The organism is Actinokineospora sp. UV203 (genome assembly GCF_056323665.1).
This window is the reverse complement of sequence record NZ_CM150484.1, coordinates 3,705,479-3,729,490: the sequence shown is the minus strand read 5'-3', so window position 1 is coordinate 3,729,490 and position 24,012 is coordinate 3,705,479. Positions and strand designations below refer to the sequence as shown.

The 24,012-nt window shown below is 68.7% G+C and carries 26 protein-coding genes; 5 read left to right on the top strand and 21 right to left on the bottom strand.

Translation table 11 applies throughout. From position 1 onward, the window contains the following. Positions 1-59 precede the first annotated feature (59 nt). The 3 genes from ispF to ACUZ2Y_RS17595 all read right to left on the bottom strand — a co-directional run bounded on the left by ispF (position 60) and on the right by ACUZ2Y_RS17595 (position 1,800). Positions 60-533, bottom strand: a complete 474-nt coding sequence (gene ispF, locus ACUZ2Y_RS17605; RefSeq protein ID WP_476320162.1) for a 2-C-methyl-D-erythritol 2,4-cyclodiphosphate synthase — start codon at positions 531-533, stop codon at positions 60-62. Next, positions 530-1,219, bottom strand: a complete 690-nt coding sequence (gene ispD, locus ACUZ2Y_RS17600; protein ID WP_476320160.1) for a 2-C-methyl-D-erythritol 4-phosphate cytidylyltransferase — start codon at positions 1,217-1,219, stop codon at positions 530-532. The genes ispF and ispD overlap by 4 nt, the downstream gene beginning before the upstream one ends. An 89-nt stretch (positions 1,220-1,308) precedes the next feature. Then, the gene (locus ACUZ2Y_RS17595; RefSeq protein ID WP_476320157.1) at positions 1,309-1,800 is read right to left on the bottom strand and encodes a CarD family transcriptional regulator; all 492 of its coding nucleotides are present in this window, start codon (positions 1,798-1,800) and stop codon (positions 1,309-1,311) included. A gap of 304 nt (positions 1,801-2,104) precedes the next feature. Between ACUZ2Y_RS17595 and ACUZ2Y_RS17590 the strand changes: the two genes are divergently transcribed. Next, positions 2,105-2,812, top strand: coding sequence for a copper chaperone PCu(A)C domain-containing protein (locus ACUZ2Y_RS17590; protein WP_476320155.1), 708 nt, complete (start codon positions 2,105-2,107; stop codon positions 2,810-2,812). A 36-nt stretch (positions 2,813-2,848) separates the two neighbouring features. Then, positions 2,849-4,219: a DNA repair protein RadA gene (gene radA, locus ACUZ2Y_RS17585; protein ID WP_091379775.1), complete on the top strand. Its 1,371-nt coding sequence runs from the start codon at positions 2,849-2,851 to the stop codon at positions 4,217-4,219. Here radA and ACUZ2Y_RS17580 read toward each other — a convergent pair. From ACUZ2Y_RS17580 to ACUZ2Y_RS17545, 8 genes are all read right to left on the bottom strand, one after another. Continuing rightward, positions 4,216-5,184, bottom strand: coding sequence for a hypothetical protein (locus ACUZ2Y_RS17580; RefSeq protein WP_476320152.1), 969 nt, complete (start codon positions 5,182-5,184; stop codon positions 4,216-4,218). The genes radA and ACUZ2Y_RS17580 overlap by 4 nt on opposite strands. Further along, entirely contained in the window at positions 5,177-5,737 is a 561-nt protein-coding gene (locus ACUZ2Y_RS17575; protein WP_476320150.1) for an RNA polymerase sigma factor, read from the bottom strand. Before ACUZ2Y_RS17575 ends, ACUZ2Y_RS17580 begins: the two co-directional genes overlap by 8 nt. A gap of 43 nt (positions 5,738-5,780) precedes the next feature. Beyond that, positions 5,781-6,539, bottom strand: coding sequence for an ESX secretion-associated protein EspG (locus tag ACUZ2Y_RS17570; RefSeq protein WP_476320148.1), 759 nt, complete (start codon positions 6,537-6,539; stop codon positions 5,781-5,783). A 3-nt stretch (positions 6,540-6,542) separates the two neighbouring features. After that, a complete protein-coding gene (locus ACUZ2Y_RS17565; protein ID WP_476320146.1) occupies positions 6,543-7,787 on the bottom strand; it encodes a hypothetical protein in 1,245 nt (414 codons plus the stop codon). Position 7,788: 1 nt separating this feature from the next. After that, positions 7,789-8,388 carry a DUF3558 domain-containing protein gene (locus tag ACUZ2Y_RS17560; RefSeq protein WP_476320144.1) on the bottom strand — a complete coding sequence of 200 codons (600 nt, stop codon included), beginning with the start codon at positions 8,386-8,388 and terminating at the stop codon, positions 7,789-7,791. A 7-nt stretch (positions 8,389-8,395) separates the two neighbouring features. Beyond that, a complete protein-coding gene (locus tag ACUZ2Y_RS17555) occupies positions 8,396-8,851 on the bottom strand; it encodes a hypothetical protein (protein ID WP_476320142.1) in 456 nt (151 codons plus the stop codon). Between the two features lie 130 nt (positions 8,852-8,981). Then, positions 8,982-9,155: a DUF397 domain-containing protein gene (locus tag ACUZ2Y_RS17550; protein ID WP_476320140.1), complete on the bottom strand. Its 174-nt coding sequence runs from the start codon at positions 9,153-9,155 to the stop codon at positions 8,982-8,984. A 2-nt stretch (positions 9,156-9,157) separates the two neighbouring features. Next, positions 9,158-10,012, bottom strand: a complete 855-nt coding sequence (locus tag ACUZ2Y_RS17545) for a helix-turn-helix domain-containing protein (RefSeq protein ID WP_476331896.1) — start codon at positions 10,010-10,012, stop codon at positions 9,158-9,160. 146 nt (positions 10,013-10,158) lie between these two features. Between ACUZ2Y_RS17545 and ACUZ2Y_RS17540 the strand changes: the two genes are divergently transcribed. Beyond that, positions 10,159-10,608, top strand: coding sequence for a hypothetical protein (locus ACUZ2Y_RS17540; protein WP_476320138.1), 450 nt, complete (start codon positions 10,159-10,161; stop codon positions 10,606-10,608). A 123-nt stretch (positions 10,609-10,731) separates the two neighbouring features. After that, on the top strand, positions 10,732-10,971 hold the full coding sequence (locus ACUZ2Y_RS17535; RefSeq protein WP_476320136.1) for a hypothetical protein: 240 nt from the start codon (positions 10,732-10,734) through the stop codon (positions 10,969-10,971). Positions 10,972-11,835: 864 nt separating this feature from the next. Here ACUZ2Y_RS17535 and ACUZ2Y_RS17530 read toward each other — a convergent pair. Continuing rightward, positions 11,836-12,264, bottom strand: a complete 429-nt coding sequence (locus ACUZ2Y_RS17530; protein ID WP_476320133.1) for a winged helix-turn-helix transcriptional regulator — start codon at positions 12,262-12,264, stop codon at positions 11,836-11,838. Here ACUZ2Y_RS17530 and ACUZ2Y_RS17525 point away from each other — a divergent pair. Continuing rightward, positions 12,250-12,648 (top strand): YybH family protein, encoded by a 399-nt coding sequence (locus tag ACUZ2Y_RS17525; RefSeq protein WP_476320131.1) that lies wholly within the window; start codon positions 12,250-12,252, stop codon positions 12,646-12,648. The genes ACUZ2Y_RS17530 and ACUZ2Y_RS17525 overlap by 15 nt on opposite strands. Here the strand turns inward: ACUZ2Y_RS17525 and ACUZ2Y_RS17520 are convergent. The 9 genes from ACUZ2Y_RS17520 to ACUZ2Y_RS17480 form a co-directional block, all read right to left on the bottom strand. Next, positions 12,642-14,180, bottom strand: a complete 1,539-nt coding sequence (locus tag ACUZ2Y_RS17520; RefSeq protein ID WP_476320129.1) for a polyamine aminopropyltransferase — start codon at positions 14,178-14,180, stop codon at positions 12,642-12,644. The genes ACUZ2Y_RS17525 and ACUZ2Y_RS17520 overlap by 7 nt on opposite strands. Then, entirely contained in the window at positions 14,177-14,599 is a 423-nt protein-coding gene (locus tag ACUZ2Y_RS17515) for a DUF350 domain-containing protein (RefSeq protein ID WP_476320127.1), read from the bottom strand. The genes ACUZ2Y_RS17520 and ACUZ2Y_RS17515 overlap by 4 nt, the downstream gene beginning before the upstream one ends. A gap of 5 nt (positions 14,600-14,604) precedes the next feature. Then, the gene (locus ACUZ2Y_RS17510; RefSeq protein ID WP_476320124.1) at positions 14,605-15,273 is read right to left on the bottom strand and encodes a hypothetical protein; all 669 of its coding nucleotides are present in this window, start codon (positions 15,271-15,273) and stop codon (positions 14,605-14,607) included. After that, positions 15,270-15,701 carry a DUF4247 domain-containing protein gene (locus ACUZ2Y_RS17505; protein WP_476320122.1) on the bottom strand — a complete coding sequence of 144 codons (432 nt, stop codon included), beginning with the start codon at positions 15,699-15,701 and terminating at the stop codon, positions 15,270-15,272. Before ACUZ2Y_RS17505 ends, ACUZ2Y_RS17510 begins: the two co-directional genes overlap by 4 nt. A 53-nt stretch (positions 15,702-15,754) precedes the next feature. After that, positions 15,755-16,354 carry a DUF4178 domain-containing protein gene (locus ACUZ2Y_RS17500; RefSeq protein ID WP_476320120.1) on the bottom strand — a complete coding sequence of 200 codons (600 nt, stop codon included), beginning with the start codon at positions 16,352-16,354 and terminating at the stop codon, positions 15,755-15,757. Positions 16,355-16,471: 117 nt separating this feature from the next. Continuing rightward, a complete protein-coding gene (locus ACUZ2Y_RS17495) occupies positions 16,472-16,786 on the bottom strand; it encodes a hypothetical protein (RefSeq protein WP_476320117.1) in 315 nt (104 codons plus the stop codon). 124 nt (positions 16,787-16,910) lie between these two features. Then, positions 16,911-19,256, bottom strand: a complete 2,346-nt coding sequence (locus ACUZ2Y_RS17490; protein WP_476320115.1) for an SseB family protein — start codon at positions 19,254-19,256, stop codon at positions 16,911-16,913. Further along, the gene (locus ACUZ2Y_RS17485) at positions 19,253-20,107 is read right to left on the bottom strand and encodes a nucleoside hydrolase (protein WP_476331894.1); all 855 of its coding nucleotides are present in this window, start codon (positions 20,105-20,107) and stop codon (positions 19,253-19,255) included. The genes ACUZ2Y_RS17490 and ACUZ2Y_RS17485 overlap by 4 nt, the downstream gene beginning before the upstream one ends. Before the next feature lie 119 nt (positions 20,108-20,226). After that, entirely contained in the window at positions 20,227-23,217 is a 2,991-nt protein-coding gene (locus ACUZ2Y_RS17480) for a scabin-related ADP-ribosyltransferase (RefSeq protein WP_476320113.1), read from the bottom strand. Between the last annotated feature and the right edge of the window lie 795 nt (positions 23,218-24,012).

Genomic DNA, 24,012 nt, shown 5'->3' with positions numbered 1-24,012 from the left:
TTCAGCTGGAGCGTGGGATGAGAGGCGTGGCGGCGCGAGATGCGGACGGGAACGCTGCGTCAGGTTTGCCGCGGTTGGGTGATCAGCGCCGTGGCGATCGCGGCGATGCCCTCGCCGCGGCCGGTCAGGCCCAAGCCGTCCGTCGTGGTGCCCGAGACCGACACGGGGCCGCCGACGGCCGTCGACAAGACCTCCTGAGCCTCCGCCCGGCGGGTGCCGATCTTGGGGGCGTTCCCGATCACCTGCACGGCCGCGTTCTCCACCCGCCAGCCGGACTCGTCCAGCAGCCGCCGGACCTCGGCGAGCAAAGTCACCCCCGACGCGCCCGCCCAACGAGGGTCGCCGGTGCCGAAGACCGCGCCGAGGTCGCCGAGCCCCGCCGCCGACAGCAGCGCGTCGCAGAGGGCGTGGGCGGCGACGTCGCCGTCGGAGTGGCCCTCGCAGCCGTCGACGCCGTCCCACAGCAGACCGGCGACCCAGCAGGCGCGGCCGGCTTCGATCGGGTGGACGTCGGTGCCGATACCGACTCTCACTGGCCCTCCTGGGCGGCCAACACGGCCTCAGCGATCGCGAGGTCGAATGGGGTTGTGATTTTCATCGCATATGGGTGTCCGGGCACGGTCGTGACCGCTATCCCGAGTTTTTCGACCAACCCGGCGTCGTCGGTCGCGGAGTGGCCCGCCGCCGCATAGGCCTCGGCCAAGGTCGCGGCGTCGAAGCCCTGTGGGGTCTGCACCACGCGCAGCCCGGCCCGGTCGGGAGTGGCGAGGACGGTGCCGGACGGGTCGACCTGTTTGACCGTGTCGGCCATGGGCAGCACCGGGATCACCGCCCGCGCTCCCGCTTCGACGGCGGCGACCACGGCCTGGATCACCGAGGGCGGTGTGAAGGCCCGCGCCGCGTCATGGACCAGCACGACCCGGGTGTCCGGGATCACCTGTAGCGCGTGTCTCAGGGCGAGCCCGACCGATGCCGTGCGGTCGACTCCACCGGCCACGACCATGGCGGGCAGCCCGGCGGCGTCGAGCAGGGCGGCTGTCGCGGCGAGCTCGGCGGGCGGGGCCGCGACGACGACATGCCGCACGCAACCCGCGTCAAGCAGGCCGCGCACGGCATGTGCGAGGAGAGCTGTCCCTCGGACCGGGACGAACGCCTTCGGCATACCGAAGCCGAGCCGCTCGCCACGTCCAGCGGCGGGCACGAGCGCCACAGTGCTCATGCCCGGCTCCGGACGGCGATCCCAGGGGATGTCATGCACATCTCAATCGGGCCAGGTCTCCGCCGAGCTGCCCGGTCGGGACGTGCAAATCAGACTGTTGCGGTTGACAGGACCTCGTCGAGCAGAACCTCAGCCTTGTCTTCGTCGGTGCCTTCGGCCAGCGCCAACTCGCTGACCAGTATCTGGCGAGCCTTGGCCAACATCCGCTTCTCACCTGCGGAAAGGCCTCGATCCTTCTCACGCCGCCAGAGGTCTCGCACCACTTCGGCAACCTTGTTCACATCGCCGGAGGCGAGCTTCTCAAGGTTGGCCTTGTACCGACGCGACCAGTTGGTCGGCTCTTCGGTGTGAGGCGCGCGCAGCACGTCGAAGACGCGATTGAGGCCCTCCTGGCCCACGACATCCCGCACGCCGACGATCTCGGCGTTGTCTGCGGGGACGCGAACCGTGAGGTCACCCTGCGCGACTTTGAGGACGAGGTACTGCCTTTCCTCGCCCTTGATCACGCGGGTCTCGATCGCTTCGATGAGTGCGGCACCGTGGTGCGGGTAGACGACGGTCTCTCCGACCTTGAAAACCATGTGTCCTCTGCCCCTTTCGCTGTAGTCATCTTAACACGTGCCTGCTTGTCGACGAGAGGGGAGGCGTAACCGTCTCCGCAGGTCAGCGGCCACATGATGGTGCGGGCGGGGGTTGACAAGTTCCCTCTTGCTGTACTCAGGCCCTATTTCCGAAGACGCCCGTACTGCCGCGAATTGATCCACTGTGGACGTGATTGTGATCGCTCTTGATCCGTAGTGGCCGACCACACGCGGGCCCGATTCCTTGCGCGGGCTACGCTTCCGCTCGATAGGTGGAATGTCCGCAGCAGACGCAGGAGCTCTCGTGAGTCGTGCACAGCAGAACTCGACCGGACGGCTGCGCTTGGCCACGGCCGCGTCGGGACTCGCGCTGACCGCAGTTCTGGGTGCCGCCGGGTGCTCGGCAGGCCAGATCACGCAGACCGATTCCCAATTGCCGGCTGTCAGCGGAGCGACGGGCCAGGCCGGTCCGATCGCGGTCCGCGACGCCAAGCTGGCGTTCCCGCACGAGGGCTTCTACGCCGCGGGTGACGATGCCCCGCTGATCCTCAGCATCATCAACACCGCCGCGGCCGAGGACGAGCTGCTCGAGGTGAGCAGCCCGTTCGCCGCCGAGGTCAAGCTCGAAGGCGACCAGGCCGTCCCCGGCACCGCGGCCCTGGCCGTCGGCAAGCCCGGCGAAGAGGCCAAGGGCGCCGAGCACGGCGAAACCTCCTCCTCAGCGCACCCGACCTCAGGCTCGGCGCACCCGACGACGTCTGGTTCGGCCCACCCGACCACCTCGGACGCGGCGCACCCGGCGACCACGAGCGCAGCTCCGACGAGCGCGGCCGCGACCAGCGCCGCCAAGACCGTCGGCAAGCTCCAGATCGTCCTCGCGGGCCTCAAGGAGAAGCTGCACCCGGGCAGGTTCATCCCGGTGACGTTCGTCTTCGCGAAGGCGGGGACGATCACCATCGAGCTGCCGATCGGTCAGCCGGTGGGCCCGCGCGGTGAGTCCGGGGACCACTGACCCGGTTTTGTCGGCGCGCGGCGCTAGCGTGATCGCGTGGCCAAACCCGCTAAGCCGAGTTACCGCTGTGCCGAGTGCGGCCACGGCGTCGCCAAGTGGCTCGGGCGCTGCCCGGAGTGCCAGGCGTGGGGAACGCTGTCGGAAGTCGGCGTCCCCCGCGCCGCGCTGACGAAGATCAGCGCGGGGCTCCCCAGCGTCCCGGCCCGGCCGATCGCCGAGGTCGACGTCGAGTCGGCGAAGGCCCGCAAGACCGGCGTGTCCGAGCTCGACCGCGTCCTTGGCGGCGGGCTCGTGCCGGGTGCGGTGGTGCTGCTGGCGGGCGAACCGGGTGTGGGCAAGTCGACCCTGCTGTTGGAGGTCGCCTACCGCTGGGCCGCCCGCGACGGCGAGTACGGCCCAACCCTGTACGTCACGGGTGAGGAGTCGGCGGGCCAGGTGCGGCTGCGCGCCGAGCGCACCGGCAACGTCCACGCCTCGATGTTCCTGGCGGCCGAGAACGACATCTCGGCGCTGCTCGGCCACGTCGACGCCGTCAAGCCGGGGATGCTGGTCGTCGACTCGGTGCAGACCATGGCCTCACCGGAGGTCGATGGCACGCCGGGCGGGGTCACCCAGGTCCGCGCGGTCACGGCCGCCCTGGTCTCGCTGGCCAAGGAACGCGGCCTCCCGGTCCTGCTGGTCGGCCACGTCACCAAGGACGGGTCGATCGCGGGCCCCCGAGTGCTGGAACACCTCGTGGACGTCGTCCTGCACTTCGAGGGCGACCGCCACTCCACCCTGCGGATGCTGCGCGGGATCAAGAACCGCTTCGGCCCGGCCGACGAGGTCGGCTGCTTCGAACTCGTCGACAGCGGCATCGTCGGCGTCACCGACCCGTCCGGCCTGTTCCTCAACAAGCGCGACGTCGGCGTCGCGGGCACCGCGGTCACCGTCGCGGTGGACGGCAAACGAGCCCTCCCGGGCGAGTTGCAGGCACTGGTGGCGAAGTCGCCGCTGGGCACCCCGCGCCGGGCGGTCAGCGGCCTGGACTCGGCCCGAGTGGCGATGGTCCTGGCTGTGTTGGAACGCCGCGGCGGCATCAAACTCGGCGACTCCGACGTGTACACGGCGACGGTCGGCGGCATGAAGATCACCGAACCCGCCGCGGACCTCGCCATCGCCCTGTCGGTCGCGACGGCGGCCCGCGATGTGGCGCTGCCCGCCGACTTGGTCGTCCTGGGCGAAGTGGGTCTGGCGGGTGAGGTCCGGCGGGTGAGCGGTGTCCGCGCCCGGCTCGCGGAGGCGATGCGGCTGGGCTTCACGAAAGCGCTCATCCCGCCCGACTGCGGTGAGGTGCCGGACGGGATGCAGATCCGGATAGTGCCGGACCTGGGGTCGGCGATGAACAACCTGTCGGTCCTGCGTTAGGGCGTGACGCCGATGCCCGCGACGATGACGGGCTTCGAATACCAGACGGTGCCTTCGTACCCGACTGAGGGATCCAGCGCGCCGGGCAGGACGACCGTGCGAATTTCCACGAGATACGCGGTCGTCGGGTCGAAGTAGTAGTCCGTCCGGCCGCCCGCGTCGTACTCGCCCGCGCTGATCAGGACGGCTGCCGTGCCGTCCGCGAGCCGTTCGTTCCGCACATCGATCTTCGGTAGGAGAGCCAGGGTGGCGAGGAGCAGTTCGCGCTCCGCGGCCCGGACGTAGGGGCGGCTCATAAGTGACATCAGCAGCTCGTCGCGGGCCTGCTCGGGTGCGTCCAGCGCTGTGCCCAGACGTGCGCGCATCGCTCGGTACTGGGCCTCGGGTGTGATCTCCAGAGGCGGGTCGTGGGGCTGGTCCACGCGGGGGTGGCGATTGACCTGGGGCGGCTGACCCGCCTCCGTCGTCCGGACCAACATCTCCTGGCCGGCCTCGGCGGGCATCCACATCTCGGTGACGAACCTCGTCAGCGGCCCGTCGCGAAAGGCCCGAGACTCGGTCTCGATTCGGAAGTACTGGTAGCGCCCTGGGGGAATCACCTGTTCGGTCACGGCCGCCGCGAGGTCCGCGACGGCGTTCACGGGCCTTGGCGGCAGCAGCGGCAGGCCACCTTCGTCCTTGATCACAGGCGGTGCGGGCGGCTGCTCCGCGGGGTCGACGGAACTGCTCCGCACAACGACGACGGAGACCACGGCCACGGCCAGCAACGCGGCAGCGACCAGCCAAGGTGCGCGACGGGTGGCCTTCGGTGCGGATTGCCGAACCACGGGCAGCGTGATCACTTTCGCGCCTCTCGGCTCGGTCGCCGCCGTCACGCGGGCCCGGCCGTCGGCGAAGGCGTCGTCGGTCATGGAGGGCACATCCGCCCGCAGCTCGTCGAGCAGGACGTCGAGGTCGTCAGTCATGGGCCTTCTCCGAGGTGAGCTCGTCGCGAAGCGCGGTGCGGGCGCGGTGCAGCCGGGTGCGGACAGTGGCGACCTTGACGTCGAGTGCCTCGGCGACCTCGGTGGGCCCCAAACCCGCCCAGGCCACCAGCAGCAGCACGTCGCGTTCGACGTCGCGCAGGTCGGCGATCGCACCCGCGATGCGCCGGACCTCGGTGGCCGCGTCGACCCTGGCCGCCGCCGCGTCCATCGGGTCGGGCCAGCTGAGCCGCTCGTCGCCGCGAGCGAGTGCGCGCAGACCGCGGACTTCGGTGCGGGTGTGCCTGCGAATGAGGTTCGTCGCGATCCCGAACAGCCACGCTCTCGCCACCGCCCGCTCGGGCCGGTAGTCGGCCCGCCGCTCCCAGGCGACCAGGAAGGTGTCGGCGACCAGGTCGTCCGCGGTCGCCACGTCGAGCCTCCGGGCGACATAGCGGTGCAGGTCCCGCGCGTGGGTGTCGTAGAGCAGCGTGAGCGCGGTCGCGCCATCCGGACCCGACAGGTCTGGCCGGTCCCCCGAAGTCGTGCTCGCCATCGTCACAGCACTACTTGCCCGCGCGCGGTGCGAACGTTCCGGCTCAGCGGCGGGTGAGTCCGACGTGCATGTCGTGCAGCCTGCCGACCAGGGCGCGGCGGTCGGCCGGGGCGAGGATCACTCGTGGCTCGCGTCCGGGGACAGTGAGGTTGAGCCAGCGGCCGTGGATTGTGTCGGCGTACCGCAGCGGGTGGTCGACCGGGATGCGGCGTCCCATGCTGTCCCGGACGGCGGTGTAGAGCTGGCCGCCGCCGGTTGTCGGCGTCTCCATGATCCGCTGCGCGAGCCGCGACTCCGCCGAACCCTGGCGGCTGCCGACGGCGACCGTCATCCGACCCGTGGTGGCTGGTGCCAGGTCGGCGAGGTTGACGGTGATCGCCTGCCCGCGCGCGGGCGGCACGTCCGGCGCCTGCGCGACGAGCAGCTCGGGGAGGCGTTCGGGTTCGGCCTGGGTCAGGTGCACGGTGTCACCGGTCCGCACAGCCAGGACAGCGTCGCGTCCCGTCGCGGCGGCCAGCACGCCGATGGTGTTGTCGCCTTCGTTGAGCCAGCCGTAGAACTCGGCGCGGGCCTTGCAGAGCAGGGCGAGCGTGGCTTCCAGGTCGGCGTCGAGCCTGCCTCGGCGGTCGATCCCGCCGTACCGCGCGATCTCGGCGCGCGCCTGGCTGTCGGCCGCCTGTTCCGCCTCGCGCGGGGACCACGTCGCGGTGGGTGCCAGCGTGATGTGCAGTTCGCCGAGGTTGTCGGTGCGGACGGTCCGGGCCAGGGTCGACACGGACAGGGTTATCGGCCTGTCGAGCACCCGCTAACCCCCGATGACCGGGGGAGCGGTGATCTCGTCGGTGCCGAAGATCGCGTCCGGGTCGCTTTCGAGCAGGTACGACGGAGACTGGTGTTCGAGGTCGTCCTCGCCCTGGCCGCCTGCCCCGCCGCCGCCACCCATCGGACCGCCGCCACGCGCGCCGCCGGAACCAGCGCCACCACGGCCTTGACCTTGGCCCGCGTGCGCGTCGCCGCCGCCGAACATGCCGCCCGCACCGGACCGGCCGCCAGCTCCCGGGCCGGCACCCGCACCCGCGCCTGCGCCGCCGCGCATTCCTTGGCCTGAACCGGAGCCGCCGGCACCGCCGCGCGAACTGCCGGGTTCCCCGCCGGGGCGGGAGCCGGGCGGGAGTTGGCTGCCGGGCGGCCGGCTGCCGGGTGGCACCGAGCCGGGAGGCCGGGAGCCAGGTGGCAGCGAGCCGGGAGGCCGGGAGCCAGGTGGCAGCGAGCCGGGAGGCCAGCCACCGGGCGGCGGGTAGGACGTATTCGGCGGGTTCACCGGGAGGGAGTTGATCGGGGGTTGATTGGGCAGGTTTGTTGACGGCGGCGGAGTCCAGCCGTTTGGCGTGGTCGCCTGCGGCTGCGTGGTCGAGTTCGACGTGGGGGTGGTCCCGGTGTTGCCGGTCCCGTCGCCGCCGTTGATCTCCGGCGGCGCGACGCGGTTGCGCGGCGGCCCACCGTCGTCGGGCGGCGTGCTGCCGGGGTCGGGGCCGATGACGATCTCGGACTGGTCGGGCGTGAGGTTGCCGTACGTCGTCGGCATACCGCCCGCGTTGTAGTTCGAGGAGTCCTCGTACTGCCGCATCACCGCGACGTTGCCGTCATTGGCTTCGTTGTACCCGCGCATCTGCGACTCGTAGTCGTCGCTCGCGCCGCCGAAGGAGCTGATGTTGTCCCACAGGCCCGGCTTTTCGGGCTGGTTCGGGATGGGCTGCACCGAGTTCTTGGCCTGGTCGTAGGAGTCGACCTGGCGGACGGTGAGGTCCTGGGCGGTGGTCAGCTCGGGCCGGGCGAGTTCGTGCTCGACCACCAGCGGCCCAGCCCCCCGCCGCGCCGCGCCACCGGCGTCACCTTCCCAGACAGCTTCCATCGCCGTCGTCAGTTGGCGGACGTCAGCAGCCCATTCCGCGTACTCGGCTTCGACCTCACGGATGACATCGGCCGCGCTGTTCAGCTGCCCGGTACCACGGCCGGTCTGGAAGTTGTCGTAGATCGTTCGACCATCCATGTCACGCCCCCGCCTTCATGGTCGCGATCACTTCACCAGCGACCACCTTGACCTTGTCGCAAGCCTTGCGACCTGGTCCGCCGCGTGAGTTCACATAGAAGATGAGCTCGTCGCGAACGCCTACAACTATGCTGCAGTGCCCGTCGTCTCGGCCATCGGCGATGGCGGCGAACACTGCTGGGTAGCCGCTGACGTTAGTGGGTTCAAAGTACTTCCACCGGCCCCGATTGTTGACGCGGTAGTGGTCGGAGAGCCCGTTCTCGTTCCCTGGCTTAAAGGCAATGGTGTAGCTCTCACCCTTGTTGTTGTCCCAGGAGCAGTACGGGCCATCGGTTCCTTTGCCCACGGCGCCTTCGGTTTCCAGGCCGAGCGTTGTTGCTTGGTCCGCCGTGAGAAGAGCGCAGGGCTTCTCGACGAACACGGTCGCATCGAGCGGATCTTTCACCCTTGGCGCTTCGCCAGGAGTGCCTTCGGACGGCTCGCTCGCGGATGTCGTGGGTGTCGATGGTCCGCTGGTGGGAACCGGTGTGCCGGGCTGCGTCGTGCAACCTGCCAGCGAGATCGCGGCGATCGCGAGGGCGAGTCGGATGGTGGCGTTCATCGTGCTGTCAGGCTCCGTCCGAGTGCTGCACGGCTGAGGTGTTGTGGCCTTCGGTGTTCTCGTATGCGTCGCGCGCCTCGGTGAGTTTCTTGATGTAGCCGTCGGCGTACTTGAACATCGCAAAATTGTGCTCGATGGCCTTGGAGAGGCTCGCCACGGTGGCGTCGGCTTCCTTTTGGCTCATCTCATCGTCAGCAGGAGGCTCGATCGACTGGGCCGCATCGTCCAGTTTTTCGCCGCTAGAGTTGATCTTGTCGCGGATGACGGTCCACTGGGCGATGAGCGAGTTGAGTTCGGCGACGCTGGCGATGCGGAACTTGCCGCCGGTGCCGCCGCCTCCGGCCTGCATGTGGTCGCCCGTGCCCCACGGGATGATGTCGTTGAACGTGTTGACAACTCGGCCTGTGCCTACCTCGGCGTTGAGTTGTTGGTCGACCGTTCCCGGTTCGGTGCCGTCAGGCATCGTTCCCCCTCGTCGCATGCCAGCTCCCGGGTCGGGAGTTTACCCACTCTGTGGAGCCGCTGGGTTGCGTACCGTGCAACTGACATGGGTCGGCCCGTGCCACTTTGACGTGGCACGGGCCGATCGGGTTTCAGTGTGACTTCGCGACCCGGATCAGGTCGGTGAACGCGGTGGTGGGCAGTGTCAGTGACCCGGCGTTCGGGTTCTTGGAGTCCCGCACCAGGGCGTGCGGGTCAGCCAAGGCCAGTTCGACACAGTTCGCGTCGTTGCCGCTGCGGCTGCTCTTGCGCCAGCGAAGTTCCATACTCAGCCTCCATCGAAGTCCTTCGCGATGGACCGCACCAGCTCGACTGAGTCCGGCTCATCCAACGCGACCTCCAACAGCTTCTCCGCCGTCAGCCTATAGAGGGCGACCTCGTCTGGATCATCCCGAAAAAGACCAGTCGTGCGAGCCTCGACGAACACCACGGTCGGATCCTTGGCGAAGTCCATGACGACGAACTGCCCCATCAAGCCCGGGTGTGCGGCGACTGATCCGGGGATCACCCGAAGCGACACGTGGTCGCGGTCTGCGAGGTCGACCAGGTGGCGAAGCTGCCGTGCCATCACCTTCGGGCCGCCGACGGGGGTTCGAAGAGCACGTTCATCGATGATCAGGTTGAGCTGTGGTGGGTTCGGGCGGACCAGAATCCGCTGGCGTGACATCCGTCTGCCGATCCGTACCTCGATGTCGTCACCCTCTTCGTCCACCTGAATGGCGGACACGATGGCGTATGCGTAATCGGCAGTCTGCGCAAGCCCGGGGATCAGCAGAAGTTCGAAGTCTGTGATCACCGTGGCGTAGCTTTCGAAGTACAGGTAGGTCTGGCTCTGGACGGTCGACTTCGTGTATTCGACCATTCCGGACCCGCCCGAACGTCCCACCGCCAGGCCTAGCAATCGGTCTCGTTCCGGCCCCACGACGCCGACGATCGCCAGGATGGCGGACACTTCCTCCAGCGTCGGCTCCCGCTTCCCGGTCTCCAACCTGCAAATAGTGCTCGCCGACGTCCCGAGACGCTCGGCTACGTGCTCCAGAGTCATCTGCGCGTCCTTGCGGTACCGACACAGCTCCGCGCCGAGTCCGCGCGAATTCACTCCGAGCCTGGTTCTATTCACCATTCCCCCTTGCGGTGTACGCAAAATAAGACACCAAAAACGCTATCCGACAATGCCGCCCAGGCCAAGGAAGATCGCCCGATCGTGCAGTTGCAATGAATTGCCGCCAGCCGTGAAGCTGATGTCACCGAATTCGAGGAGGAGTGTGAATGGCAGCCGACACGCGAACCGCGGCGGTGTTGGACAACAACGTCCGCACCCATTTGGCGATGCTGCTGACCGGCACCCAATGCGGCAGCGACAGCCAGGTTCTCGCGTTGGCCCGCATGGAGACGCACCGACTGGTCGGCGCGGTGCTGGCCGCGCTGCGCGACCACGCTCTCGACTCCTCGGGCCGGTGCACGGTGCACGGTGTGCGGCGGGCGGACCTGCTGCCTCCGCACCGAGATCAGCCACTCACTGCTCCCGGTGCGACCGCCCGCCGACCCGGGCGGCGGCTGACCCCCGACAGCCGCCCGAATCGGCGGCGCGGGCGGGCTTCTCCCGCCGACCTCCTGCCCGCGCCGCCACCGACCTGGGGGATCCGATGCTTTGCGTCAACTGCAACAGCGATGCCCACGAGTGGGGCGAACACGAAGACGACCGATTCCCCGAACTGACCTTGCACCGCTGGTGGTGTGTCTGCCCGCTGTGTCCCGACTGCCCGGCCCTGGCGGTCACCGTCGACACCTCGCTGTCCTGGCGCGGGCAGCACCGACTCGCATGATCAGGAGCAACCGCCGATGAACTGGGGACGATCCATCCTCGACGCCCGCCGCGGCCACATCCGCGAAACCCGCGACGGCGTGCCGCGCACCTTCGTCACCAGCGGCACCCGGGTCGGCCTCGGCGTCTGCGGTGCCCTGCTCGTCGCCGACATGCCAGCCCAAGGCGACTTCGCGAAATGCTCCGCCTGCCTCGCCATCGCCGAGGCAAAGCACGAACAGCACCAGGCTGACAACACACCGTCACGACAAAGCTAAAGGGAACAGGACGGCGGATCGAAAGTCCGCATGTCGGCAGATCGAAAGGCAACACTGCGGCAGATCGAAAGTGTCTGTGCTCTGACCTGGTGCGCAAAGCGATCGAGTATGTTCCCCGCCGTGTGACTGATCTGGTGATGGAGGCCCTCTCGGACACCCGTGTAGTCGTGGTCAATGGCGCCGATCCTCGGACCTGGGTAGGAACAGGGGGGCGACTTGCGGGAATGCTGTGCGCAGTTCCTGTTCCGCATCCCTGTTTCGCCAGGGTGGGTTCTCGCCGACAGCAGCTGCCGCCCCGCTCACCTGGAAATCTTCAACCTTATCCAAGTCATCGAAGTTTGCTGTGATCCCGACGTCATGCCGGCCGCTTGACTCGACAAACTTGTTGCAGTCGTAGCGGCGGGAACTCGACTTGCACCTGAACCCTTGCGCCTTAAGTGCGGGAAGCACGTCGCGGCTGATCGATACATTAGGAAAGCACAGCGTGAATCCCTTCTCGTTGCATCTGACCGGACTCCCCGGTTCGGGAGGATCTGCTTGGCGGCTGGATGACTCGACACCGGATTGGCTTTGAGACGGGAGTGGGGAAGTGTCGTTGGCGCGTACGTCGTCTTGGTCGCGGGAGAACACCAGAACGGTCGCGACGCCTAGAGCGACGGCAACGACCACCGCTATAGCCACGACCCACGGCATGGCTGACCGCTTCGGCGGTGGCGGCGGCGGAGCCTGCTGCCAGGAAGATGGATACGGACCAGGATTCGGGGGCGCACCCCATGAGCCTTGACCGTGTTGCCGTCCGTGGTGGTTCATCCCCGTGGCACAACTCTATGGGTCGGCGTCGCGGGTTCGATGAGGTTCGCCCGATCACGAAACGCTGGTTCCGACACTGAAAGTCAGCAGCGTCGATCCGGTGCGATACAGCTCGACAAGCAGCGGACGCAGCTCCAAACCCGCCGACGTGAGCTGGTAGCTGGTGCGGACGGGAAATCCGGGAAGCGTGTCCCGCAGGACCAGCCCCTGGTCCACCAACTCCGTCAGCCGCTCGGTCAGCACCTTCGCCGACAACTCGGGCAGCGCCTCGCGGAGGTCGGAGAACGATCGCGGGCCGGGCATCAGCTCCCGCAGCACCAGCGTCTTCCATCGCCCGGAGATCGCGGCGAGGGCGACCTCGACCGGACACCGCGGCTCCGGGCGGCTGGTCCGGCCGCGGTCGTCGGGCACCAACTCGCCGTGGGTTTCCGTTTGGTGACCTTCGATCCGGCGGTCTTGGCTGGACGCATGAACGTTGAGCACGACACCAGTGTCCCCCTCACCACCGACCCGGCGCGGCACCCCTTCGTCTTCGCCGAGTCCTTCAACAGCGGCAGCGGCGACGCGGTCGAGCGGGTCTACGAGCCCGGCGCGGTGTTCGTCCAGCCGGACGGCAGCGCGGTCACCGGCGACGACCGCGTCGCGGCGAACGGTGCGTTCCTCGCGATGGGCAGGCCGATCGAGGTGACGCCGCGCCAGGTGCACGTCGCGGGCGACATCGCCTTGATGATCGTCGACTGGGAGCTGGGCGGTGAGGGACCCCGTATCGCGGGCACCGCCACCGATGTGGCCCGGCGCGGTATCGACGGGCGCTGGCGGTACGTGATCGACAACCCGTTCGGCCTGGCGAGCGGGCAGCCTCAGTAGTTGGTCCACTCTTCGCGCGCGTAGCGCAGGATGACCGGGTCCATCAGGGTCGACACCGCCAGGTCGCCCGGGTTGCGTCGGTCGGGCGGGAACACGGTCGCGGCCGCCAGGGTGGCCGAGTCCAGTGACCGCAGCGGCATCCCCGTCGGCAGGGCGAGTGCCGGTGTGGCCTCGCGGGCGGCGAGATGGAATCCCCACTCGCCGAACGCGGGGACCGACACCTCATACGGCACGGTCTTGAGGCCCGCGGCGCGCAGGGTGTCCTCGACGCACCAGAAGGCGTTGGGGGCGAAGTACGGCGAGCCGGACTGGACGGTCATCCGGCCGCCGGGGGCCAGCGCGCGTTCGACCAAGCCGTAGAACTCCAGTGAGTACAGCTTGGCCGTCGCGGTGGAGTCGGCGTCGGGCATGTCGACGATGATCACGTCGTACTGCTCGGCCGCGCCGCGCAGCCAGGTGAAGGCGTCCTCCGTTCGCACGGCCACCCGCGGATCGGCGAAAGCGTTGCCGTTCAACGAGGTCAGCCGCGGCTCGGTGCGGGCCAGGTCGATGATCGCCGGGTCGAGTTCGACCAGGGTGACCCGCTCGACGTCGGGGTAGCGCAGGATCTCGCGCAGCCCGAGGCCGTCGCCGCCACCGAGGACGAGCACTCGGCCGTGTGGCCCGGACATCGCCGGGTGGACCATCGCCTCGTGGTAGCGGTACTCGTCGACGGAGCTGAACTGCAGGTCGCCGTTGAGGAATAGGCGCACGTCGTGGGTGCCTGCGAGGGCGACCGACTCGGTCAGCACGATCTCCTGGTACGGCGTGCGTTCCGCGTGCACGACCGGGTCGGCGTAGAGGGCTTGGCGGGCGGTGACCTCGAAGTCCTCCGCCATCACATAAGCCCCGCCCAGCACGCCGCCGACGACCACCGCCGATCCGATGAGGACGGCTTTGGCGCGTCGGCCGAGTTCGGTGCGGAACACCGTCAGCACGAGCCCGAGTCCGGCGACGGCGTTGACCATGCCGACCACCAGGGCACCCTCGATCTGGCCGAACAGGGGCAGCAGCACGAACGGGAACGCGAGCCCGCCGAGTAGCGCGCCCACGTAATCGGCGGCGAACAGGTCGGCGACCGCGGAACCGGCTTCCTGGCGGCGGATGCGCTGCAGCATCTCCATCAGCAGCGGGATCTCCGCGCCGATGAGCGTGCCGAGGACGAGCGCCATCGCGATGAGTGCCGGGGTATAGAGGCTCAGCCAGGCGAACGCCGCGTACAGCAGCAGCACGCTGAGTCCGCCGAGCAGGGCGAGCACCAGCTCCACCGCCGCGAAAGCTGCGGCAGCCTTGCGCTGCAACGGTTTTGCCAACAGCGCGCCCATGCCCATGGCGAACACCATGAGCGAGAGGACGATCGACGCCTGCCCGACGGTGTCGCCGATCAGGTAACTGCCGAGCGCGACGAGGGCGAGTTCGTAGACGAGCCCGCACGCCGCGCACACGAACACGGTCGCCAGCAGCGCGATCCTGGCCGACCGGGTCCGGGTCATGAGATGGCGGCGGCGATGATCACGCTGACGACGAGGTGCGCGGTGGCCGAGACCCACACGCCAGGGTGGCCTTCCTCAGTGCAGATGACCTCGCCGAGGCTGCCCGGCGTCATCACGTCGATCACCACGAAGGCGAGGCTCATGAGCGCCAAGCCGATCACGCCGTACACGGCCGTGTTGAGCAGGCCGACGGCCACGTTGTCGTCGCTGATCACGATGGCCGTGGTGAGGATGACGCCGATGCCGAGCAGGCCGGAGCACAGCAGCACCGCGGCGTTGCGGTTGCGCTCGACCCAGATCAGGTCCCGCAGCTTGCCGGGCGTGGCGACGTCGACGAGCACGAAGCCCAGCGTCATGAGGACCAGACCGACGGCCCCGTAGGCCAGCGTGCCGAGCAGTCCGTTGAGCAGGTCGGACACGGTGACTACCCTTCTTGACTGCGCTTGCGGCGCAGGATGAATCCGATGACCAGGCCGATCAGGGCCGCTCCACCGAAGATCGACAGTGAGATGATCGCGCCGCGGTGGGCGGCGACGAAGTCCGAGCCGGGCCGCCCGATCGCGGTAGCGGGCTGGGCGCCCGCGACCTCGGGCTCCAGCGGCTGGACTACCCCCTTCTCGACCAGCAGCAGGGGAAGCGCGAGCGCGCCGTAGGCGGTCGCGGTGGTCGGCTCCGCAAGCAACGCGGCGGTGTCCACGCCCAAGCGGGACAAGTCCGCTGAGGCCAGGTATGGCAAGTCGGTCGAGGTGCGCACGGTCACCGACGCGGAGTCCTCCGACTCGCTCGCCGCCGACGTGTAGTTGATCGTGGTGGTCAGAATCGCGTACCGCCCGCACGTGTTGGCGGAAACGTCGGTGCCGCGGCTCGACCCGGACGTGACCGGCTTGTTTGGGCCGTTGTTCACCGCCCAGCCGTAGCAGACACCGTGCGCCGCCTCGGCTTTCGCGAGTCGGGCGACCAGGTCATCCCCGTCGGCCTCCGACAGCGTCGGGATCGTGGTGTCGTTGTCGGTTGACGACCACCAGCCCCCGTCGAGGCCCATCAGGAAGACGACCAGCGCGATGACGGTGGTCCAGATGATGGCTTTCTTCACTTGCCCGCCCCCGGACCCCGGCCCCGGAACGACTCCCCGTGCCCGGAGGTCCAGCCCCAGTTGCCGCCGACCGACGAGTGGTACGTGCGGTAGGCGCGCTCCACGTCGTCGACCCGGATGACGCTGCCCTTTCCCTGTGGCCGGACCAGCACCATGTCGTCGTTGTAGCGCAGGTACACCCCGCTCGCGTCGGCGTACTGCGAGACGGGCTTCCATTTCCCCGCGATGTTCGCCGCCACCAGGGTCGGCGCCTGCCCGCTGGTGAAGGCGATCTCCTCGCCCCGGTCCAGGTTCGCCGCGCGGGTGTAGGTGTTGTCGACGTAGTCACGCACGGTCGTCCCGCGCGCGAGCATCGCGATGGCGATCACCGCGGCGATGGCGCCGAGGATGCCCGCCATCCAGAACCAGAAGCGCGGTTTGGTCGTCACCGAGGGAGGCGCAGTGGGCGAAGGCGGGGGCTTCTTGTGTTTGCGGCTGTTGTTCATTCCGGCCCCGCCGGGTAGATGCGCACGTCATAGATGGACAGCTTCGCGCCTGCTGCCGCTTCCCAGTCGGCGTCGCCGTAGGCCTCAAAGGACAACAGCGAGTCACCGGCGGTGTAGTCGTGGTACTTGACGACGCCCTCGGCGTTGAGGCCGGTCGTCGCCTCGCTGCGGAACTTCGCCTTGCCGGACTCATCGGAGCGGTACTGCTTGCCGTCGTGCGAAAGCGTTTTCGCCCCCGGCACGAGGTCGACGTCGAGCTCTGTCCAGGCGACCAGCTCCAGCTCAGGGTCCTCCTCGACGGAGAGCCACACCCGCTCACCGCTGGTCAGCTCCAGCAGGTGCTCGGACCACGACCACCCACCCTCATCGAGCCGCAGCGTGCCCCGCACCATGTAGGACTCACCGCGCAGCTCGACCAGGTCACCGGCCTTGAGCTTGCGCGGATCACCATGGATCGCGTGATGATCGTTGTCCGCGTACGGGTCGACCGGGCTCTTGGCGACCGCGGGCTTCCGCTTGCGCAGCCAGAGCCCCACCACCACCGCACCTATGGCCGCCGCGACGACAACGAGCAGCAGGACGACAAGTCCGTCCACTCAAGACCCCCTACCCAGATCCGACTCAGCGGCTCACACGGTAGGACATAGCGCAGCGTGGTCGGACCCGATCCCGCAAATTCAGTCGGGCCGCGACTGTGAGCGATCGCCCGATGCCTATCGCGGCATCCGAGCCATCGCGATGAGATCGTCGCCCTGCAGTTTGCGGACCTGTGGCAGCGCGAAGGTCTTGCGCGACGCGTGGTCGATGAAGATCGTTTCGGGTTGACCAGACTCGAGGCGTCGGCGTTCGTCGTCCCACAGAGCGAATGTGCGACGGTAGATGCCTTGCGCCAAGCTACGTTCTTCGTCCGTCAACTCGCGGTTGGCGGTTCGAGCGCACTCCAGGACCCCCTGGACTCTGTCGTACAACGCGAAGACGGTGCCTTCACCCCGCGGCCATTCCAAGCGCACGCGCTCGGTGTGCCGCACGAAGGTGCGATCCTGGTAGTCGCGGTTGTGGAATCCTGAAGTTCTGGACGCTCGCCGCGTCAGTCACTGCGAACCGCTTCCTTCTCGACGGGCAGGCCGGCGATGCCTACCGCATCGCGGACGATCACTCCGTGTTTGTCGCGCCACCTGCCATCTCGGCCAGGTGTTCACCGCGCATATCGACGCCGACCTGGCCACCGGCGTTGACCACCACGAGGACGCCGGGCAGCACCGACAGCATTGGCCGCAGGACAAGCCGTTCGGGGGTGTCGGTGCCCGGTGGAAGGTATCGGGGCGACGAGTAGACCGGGAGCACGTGGTTCCCCTCGGCGTCGCGCACGATCATCGGGCCGCCGTCCGGCGCGGGTACCGTCCAGAACTCGTTGTCGAGGGCAGGGATCAACACCGCCTCATACGGCAGCCATTCGGCGGTGACCAGGTTGAGCACGTTCTCGAACGGGGTCTCCGGGTCGGGAAGGCCCAGGCGGCGCGGGCCGGGGCGGTACTGGTTGTTGAGCCAGGATTCGCCCGTCGGTTCACCGTCCGGACCGACGCGGTACGCGCCAAGCAGTGTTGGCGTCGGTAGTCCGCCCAGTAGCCGGGGGTCGGCTTCCTTGTCGGCGCACCACAGCCAGCCGTCAGGGTGTTTGCGCGCTTCCACGCGCATCGCATCCGTGATGGGCGGAAGGCCTGGGTGCGGCGGTGTGCTGGGTGTGTATCGGGGGTCGAACACGACATGCGCTCGGGTGGCCAAGGCCTCGAGCAGATCCCGGTTCGGTGGGTCGGAGGGCAGGCCGGGGACGCCGTGCCATGCGCCTACCAACGCGCCGACCAACGCGCCGGTGAGCGAGTCAGGGGCAGCGGACAGCGCGGCGGACGGGTCATGGCCGAGTTTCGCGGCGATCAGGAGGGCACGTTCCCACGGGGTGTCCAACCACTGGTCTCGCACCGAGGTCTCGCGCTGTTCGCGCAACTCGAGAATGTGTGGATAGAGACCCAAATCGGTCAACGCCACGGGTGTCGCCCGGGAGAGCAGCGCACGGTCGAAGACCCGGTCGAACACCGGGCTGATGTCCGCATTCCATATGGGACCGGCGAGCCAGTGATTGCCCGACGCCACGGCCGCGACCAACCCAAGCACCTCAGGGACGGGAGTGGCTGTGGGCAGCATGGCGTCCAACCAACCCCGCGGGGATCGGTCCAACCACAACGAGAAGTGCTCCCTCTCCGCCCGGTCGTGTGCGTCGTGCAGCAAGTCGTCCGTGGCCCGCAGCAGCCCCGCGGTCAGCGTTCCGTCACCGCCCGCGATGGACTCGCCGAGGGCGAACCCCACGTAGGCACCCGCGACCCAGGCCCAGCCGTGCGGCTGCTTGCCCATGTGGTCCCACTCGACCGCCTTGCCGAATGTCGGCGCGATCCACATCGGATCCCTGCCGTGGCCCCAGAAGCGCTGGGCACCAGGGGGTGGCGGTCCCTTTCGGTTTGAGCAGGTCCAGATCAGGGCATCGGTGAGCACGGCGCGTTCGTCGCCGTCAATCGTGAAGCCGTTCGCCTTGGCTTCGTCCAGCCGCTCCATCAGCCGCGCCCGAACCACCTTGGCCAGATGCGGCCCGCTGGTCGGATCCAAGGCCAACAGGGCCTTAATCACCCGCTCGGTCCAGGCATGGTCGAATTCGGGCAGTTCCCGGTCCACAGCGGGAGGGTGCGGGAACGGTTCCGGCCACCGGTGCAGGGAATTGGCGATCTCCTTGGACAGTTGGACCTGTGTCGGGTGGCCGGGGTTGATCCGCACCTCGTCCGCGGGCATCGTCGACAGGAGTTCGCGCACGCTGATCTCCCGCCAAGACCAGGTGCGCGGCGGCATGCGCACCGGCGCGCTGTACGCCTCCAGCCACGTCCGGCCGTTCTCGTCATGCACCCGGTACGCCTTGCGGAACGGGCAATACACCGTGATATCGAGGAATCCGGCGAACAGCCGGGGGTCATCCCCAAGCCACTCCTGCTGGTCGTAGCCGAGGAACTTGTCAGCGGGGGTTTGCGGTGCGGGCCAGCCCAGCCACACCGAACCCGGCCTGTACGCGGCGTTGCGACGGAACTCGGCCGAGCCATGCGCCCGCACCCAGCCCAGCACGGCCGACTCCGGAACGCTTAGGTGCGCGAACGCTGTCTGATCCCATTCCGGGTCGACCACCGCGAGGTCCGGCCCAGGCTCGGGCCAGAACTCCGGGACACCACGTATCCAAGGTGACGGCGGACCCGAGGAGACGAACCGCCGCGGCGCGCTGCCGTCGTCTGGAACCTCTAGCGCGGGCAACGGCACGATGTCGTCGTCAACGGCGTTGTATGGCACGTACCACTGGCCGCGCACCAGCACGACATCCTCGGTGAGGACGCGCAGTTGATCAGCGGCTGGTCCGTGGGTCGCTCGGATCCACTCCAGTGCGACGGCGATAGCCTCGTCTCGGTTCACCGACTGCCGCCTCTCGTCTCCGCGGCTTCGAGCCCGCGGTCAAGCCATCCCAGGAACGCCGGATAGTTCGCCGTCACGCTCAGCCGGGCCAGGTGGCCTGTCGGGTCGATGGTCAACCGGCCTGCCGCGTCCACAAGCACCCGTTCGCGTGCCATGCCCACAAACGACATTTGCAGTCCGGCGGCGAGAGTCAAAGCGTCGTGTTGGATCGTGGCCGGGTGGAAGCGGTCGAACCATTGATCCAGGTGGGCGGCCACCAGCCTCGCCCAAGGAAGTGCGTCTGACCGGGAGAGGCGATGGTGCAGTGTGCTGCCGCGGCGTATCTCGATCTTCGGGGTGAATGTGGTGTCCGACAGGACCAGTTTCGGCAGGTGAGCGGTGCTCACCAGCGTGGCGGCCGCGGCCGGGTCCATGCGGAAGTTGTGCTCAGCACGCGCGGGGTCGCGGTAGTTCACCGCGCCGCCCTTCTGCGTCACAACCAATCGCTCGGCGAGATCCGGCCGTGCTGTCAGCACTTCGGCCAGGTTGGTGGCTGGGCCGATGCCGACCCAGCGGATCAGCCCGTCCGAGGCGGCGCAGACACTTGTGACCGCGTCCACCACACCACCCGGCTGGGCGGCAACAGGCTCCGGCACCAACCCTTCTACACAGTCCAGGCGGGTGTTGCCCAGATCCGCCCCGGCCACGACCGGAACATCGGCGCGCCCCAACAGGTCCAACAGCAGCCGAACGAATCCGGCTCGTCGTCCACCCAGTTCGTCCACGGTGGTCACCAACGCCAGCGTCGGCTCCTGTGCCGCGAGAACGATCGCGATGGCGTCGTCCGGGTCACCGCCCGCGTCGGTGTCCACGATCAATGGCGCACCCGCTTGTGAAGGCGGGAACGGCCCCCCGGACACGGTTTGCGGCAAACCGAAGCGCTCCGCGAGGTCCACCAAGTCCTGCCGTTCACGATTCAACTCCGCGCCGCTCAAAGCTTCCCTCCCCGCAACCGCTCGGCGAACTCCACGCGCTCATGAATCGACTGCAGCGCCGCGAAGTCCGTCCACACGCGATGCCGCTCCGCGACCCCAAGGTCGCGTACGGAATCCTCCACCATCTTCACCGCGTGCTTGTCCCCTCGTCGTACCAGCGAGTCCATGACCTCGCGCATGCGTGGATCCGCCGCCTGGTCCTGTGCCACCCACGACCGCACGTGGGCCTGTCCACGCTCAGCAGCGGCAGCCAACTCGGCCCGCCACTCCCCGCCCGCGTCGCGTCGGGCGGCCACCTCATCGGCCACGTCCATCACCGCCCGAAGCGCGACGGCCTTCGCGCCTTCCCGCACAGTCGGGTCCGTGAACGGCTTGGCGACCTTGACCGGGTTGATACCTGACAGCGGGTCTGCCTCGAACCGCTGCGGTTGCTGCGTCGGACCGCTCTCGCCGATCCCACGTGGACTGGACATGGTTCCGTGCAATGTCTCCTCGATCAGCCCGATCGCGTCCTGGTGGGCGAAGGTCAGAACCACATCGTCGGGCAGGTCCACCAGGGGCTTGCCCGCGCCGTCTTCGGGTCCCAAGTCCACCAGGTAGCCCTTCTTCGCGTCCGGGTGTGGGTCGTCGGGGGATTGTCCATGGAAAGCGTAATGCCCTCGGAACGTGGGATTCGGGTACGCGGCGGTCAGCAACTCCTGCACCGTGCCCTTGTAGCTGGTGTCGACGAGACTGATGCCCGCGGCACGCAGAACAGGCACACCTGCCTCGTCCAGATAGTCCGTCAACCGGTCGAACGCGCCGGGAACGTCCTCGTCCGCGACCTTCTTGTGCAGGCGATAGTCGTTCACCGCGCTGAAATCGCGGGTCGGGTCGTCGCGCTCGATGTCTCGCAGGGCCGCCTCCACCACAGCCCTCGACAACACCACCTCACTGGCGTGCTGGTCGAAGAAGGCCGGGTCCAGCGCGCGGGTCGCCAGTGCCAGGCTGTGACCATCCCGGCCGAGGAACACCACCCGGTGGGCCGGATCCGCGGCGACCAATGCCTTCAGATCGCTTTGCATGCGCGCGGCGATTTCCACAATGATCGGTGCGGTGTATTCGCGGGTCACGTCGTAGGTGTCCGCCAACGCCTGCCGTTGCGTGGGATCGGCGATCCCGAGATCGTCCGCCACGTCGCCCACGGCGGAGTCCCGCTGCTCCTCGGGGGTCTGGCCGTAGCCGCCGTCGTCCGGGACGACGGAGTGCGCCGTGTCGTCGGTGTAGTCCGCCGACAGCAGCCGCACGTCCGTCGCGTCCGGTGGCAGGGCGGCCAGCTTGCCCGTCTGCGGGTCGGCGAACGCGATGCCCTCGTCGGTGTGCGCCACGCGAACAACGTGGCCGTGCACGCGACCGTCCTCGTCGGTGAATCGGAAAGCCACCGCCCCGCGCGATCCCACCGGTGTGTCCGCCACCGCCGTGACGACGCTGTCGAAATCGGGATGGCTCGTCCAGTCGCCACCCAACGCCTCGCGGACCCGGCCCAGCCTGCCTTCGGTGGCCACGTCCTCCGGCCTGGTGGGCTTTGCCTCCACCACTTCGCCGTGATAGCGGCGCTCGTCGGCGATCAGTGCCTCGACGCAGTTCGTGCCGTAGCCATCCTCCAGCGGGCGGTCGGCGTTGCGCGAGTTGACGCCCTCGATGCCCGGGAACGCGCGTTCCAGCAAGTTGCGCTGACGAGCGTCATCTCCTGTGCCCGCGTGAATCGCGGCAGGTGGCGGGGCCTGTTCCGACGGCTCCGGTTCTCCGTCGAGGACCCTTTTGATGCGATTGGGGTCGGCCTCCGGGGGGTGGTAAACCGGGCTCTCATTCCGCGGCGGGTCGGCCCGATGTTCGGTATGGGGCCTCTCGACCCCGGGCGCCTGATCGTGCTCGACCTGCCCCTGCTGATCCCGGTCGGGGACCTCACTCGTGTCATCAGTCCGCAGGTGTTTGGGCACCAGCGATAGCTCTGCCGGCGGCTCCCACTTGGCTTCGGGACGCAGATTCTCGGGAATCTTCGGCGCGTCGGCGCGGTGGCCGCCGAGGTAGCCGGGGTTCGGGACGAACGGGCCGAGCGTTCGCTTGCCGGTGCTGTCCACCTCGATCTTGTGCCAGCCCTCGATGTGCTGGGTCCTGATTCCGCCCGGAAAGACGACTTCGCCCTCGGCGTATCGGGTGCGGTTATCACCCGCACGGTCTTGAGTCTTGTCAGTGAAAATTCCGCCAGGCGCCTTGACCCGGTAGACGTAGCCCATGGTGGCGTCGCCTTTTTTGGCCGCGCCGAAGCCGATGGCGATTTCCGGGTCGGTGGAGGTGCTGACGAATGCGTTCGTTTGACCGTGGACATGCTGGAGGAAGTCAGCGGACTCGGCGGATACCGTCATCCTGAACCCGCCATGGGGCAGGATCTCGTGGGGCGCCCGGGAGTCACCCCGGAACAGCACGTCCGAGTCGTCTTGCCAGGTGTCCACGTCCCGCATGACCGGAACGACGCCGATACCGTCGAGTGGTACGTGGTCCAACGCCACGGGAGGACGCCCGTCCTGACCGACCGGCGTGGGCGGGGCGTCGTCGGGCGGACGCTGGGTGGGTTGCGCCAGTTCGGGGGCACCGGGATGCGGCCTCCCGGGTTGCGGATGACTCGGGTTCGCCTCGCCTGGGCGCGGCTGGCCGGAGACCGGCCGGCCACGATGTGACAGGTCTTCGCGGTCTTGGCCAGGGTGTGGTCCACTCGGTGGCCTTCCCGCTGGCGCGGTGTCGTGCTGCCTCGGACGCGGCGGCGTGCCTTGCCATGGTCCGCGCTGCTGAGCGAAACCTCCGGGCTGCCGTGGCGCTTCGGATCGGTTCGGATCTTGGTGTTGTGGCGTTCCGAGACCGTTCGGCGGGTTGCCGGGCCGATGAGGCATCCCGGGCCCGTTTGGCGGATAGCCGGGGCGCTGGGGCGCGAACCCGCCCTGCGGTGGCACGCCTTGGTTCGGCGGGGTTGAGCCGGGGTGCTGCGGGCGGGGTGGGTTGCCGGTGGTCGCCGGGTTTGCCTGTGGGGGGAAACCGCCGTGCTGCGGCATTCCACGCGGGCCCGGCGGTTGCGCGGGTGGTGCCATGCCCGGGTGGGGCTGGTGGGCAAACCCGCCCGGTCGCCCGGGCGGGCCCGCGGCAGGCGGCATGCGCCTGGGCGGCTGGCCGTACGGGCCCGCGGCTGGTGGAGTGCCTCGGTGTGGCTGGCCGGTGTGTGGGGCCGTGCCAGGGTGCCTTGGCTGTGTGCCGCGGTTGGCTTGGCCGGGACCGCTGTTGTACGGGGCCATGCCTGGTTGCCCTGGTCCGGCGGTGCGGCCGGGTTGGGTGTGATGCGGGCCCGCGCTTGGTTGTCCAGGTCCTGCGGCAGGATTGGCTCGGTTGGGCGGGGCGGTTGCCGCCGGGTTCACGGGTCCGGTGGCGGGGTGTGTGCCTCGGTTCGGCTGCCCAGGCTGACCGCTGGGTGGGAAACCTCCAGGCGAGTTGCCGCGAGGCGGTTGGCCGGGACCGTTGTGCTGCGGCCCGGGCATGCCACGGTTCGGCTGGCCCGGATGGCCGTGCTGCTGCGGACCGGGTGGCGTGCCCCGATTCGGCTGACCGGTCTGCGCGGGCGGAGGACTCCCTGTGGTGCCACGGTTCGGATGGCCCGTGGGCGCGGCGCCTGCCTGCGGTGTGCCCCGGTTCGACTGACCTGCCTGTGGTTGGCCGAGCGGAGGGGGCGCACCGCGGTTGGGTTGCCCTGTCTGTCC

What these genes read in the sequence shown, in the direction of transcription:
- ACUZ2Y_RS17575 (WP_476320150.1), bottom strand. Translation starts at nt 5,737, where the DNA reads ATGGCGAGCACGACTTCGGGGGACCGGCCAGACCTGTCGGGTCCGGAT.
- ispD (WP_476320160.1), bottom strand. Translation starts at nt 1,219, where the DNA reads ATGAGCACTGTGGCGCTCGTGCCCGCCGCTGGACGTGGCGAGCGGCTC.
- ACUZ2Y_RS17525 (WP_476320131.1), top strand. Translation starts at nt 12,250, where the DNA reads ATGAACGTTGAGCACGACACCAGTGTCCCCCTCACCACCGACCCGGCG.
- ACUZ2Y_RS17540 (WP_476320138.1), top strand. Translation starts at nt 10,159, where the DNA reads ATGGCAGCCGACACGCGAACCGCGGCGGTGTTGGACAACAACGTCCGC.
- ACUZ2Y_RS17595 (WP_476320157.1), bottom strand. Translation starts at nt 1,800, where the DNA reads ATGGTTTTCAAGGTCGGAGAGACCGTCGTCTACCCGCACCACGGTGCC.
- ACUZ2Y_RS17545 (WP_476331896.1), bottom strand. Translation starts at nt 10,012, where the DNA reads ATGGTGAATAGAACCAGGCTCGGAGTGAATTCGCGCGGACTCGGCGCG.
- ACUZ2Y_RS17535 (WP_476320136.1), top strand. Translation starts at nt 10,732, where the DNA reads ATGAACTGGGGACGATCCATCCTCGACGCCCGCCGCGGCCACATCCGC.
- ACUZ2Y_RS17565 (WP_476320146.1), bottom strand. Translation starts at nt 7,787, where the DNA reads ATGGATGGTCGAACGATCTACGACAACTTCCAGACCGGCCGTGGTACC.
- ACUZ2Y_RS17550 (WP_476320140.1), bottom strand. Translation starts at nt 9,155, where the DNA reads ATGGAACTTCGCTGGCGCAAGAGCAGCCGCAGCGGCAACGACGCGAAC.
- ACUZ2Y_RS17560 (WP_476320144.1), bottom strand. Translation starts at nt 8,388, where the DNA reads ATGAACGCCACCATCCGACTCGCCCTCGCGATCGCCGCGATCTCGCTG.
- ACUZ2Y_RS17520 (WP_476320129.1), bottom strand. Translation starts at nt 14,180, where the DNA reads ATGACCCGGACCCGGTCGGCCAGGATCGCGCTGCTGGCGACCGTGTTC.
- ACUZ2Y_RS17580 (WP_476320152.1), bottom strand. Translation starts at nt 5,184, where the DNA reads ATGACTGACGACCTCGACGTCCTGCTCGACGAGCTGCGGGCGGATGTG.
- ACUZ2Y_RS17555 (WP_476320142.1), bottom strand. Translation starts at nt 8,851, where the DNA reads ATGCCTGACGGCACCGAACCGGGAACGGTCGACCAACAACTCAACGCC.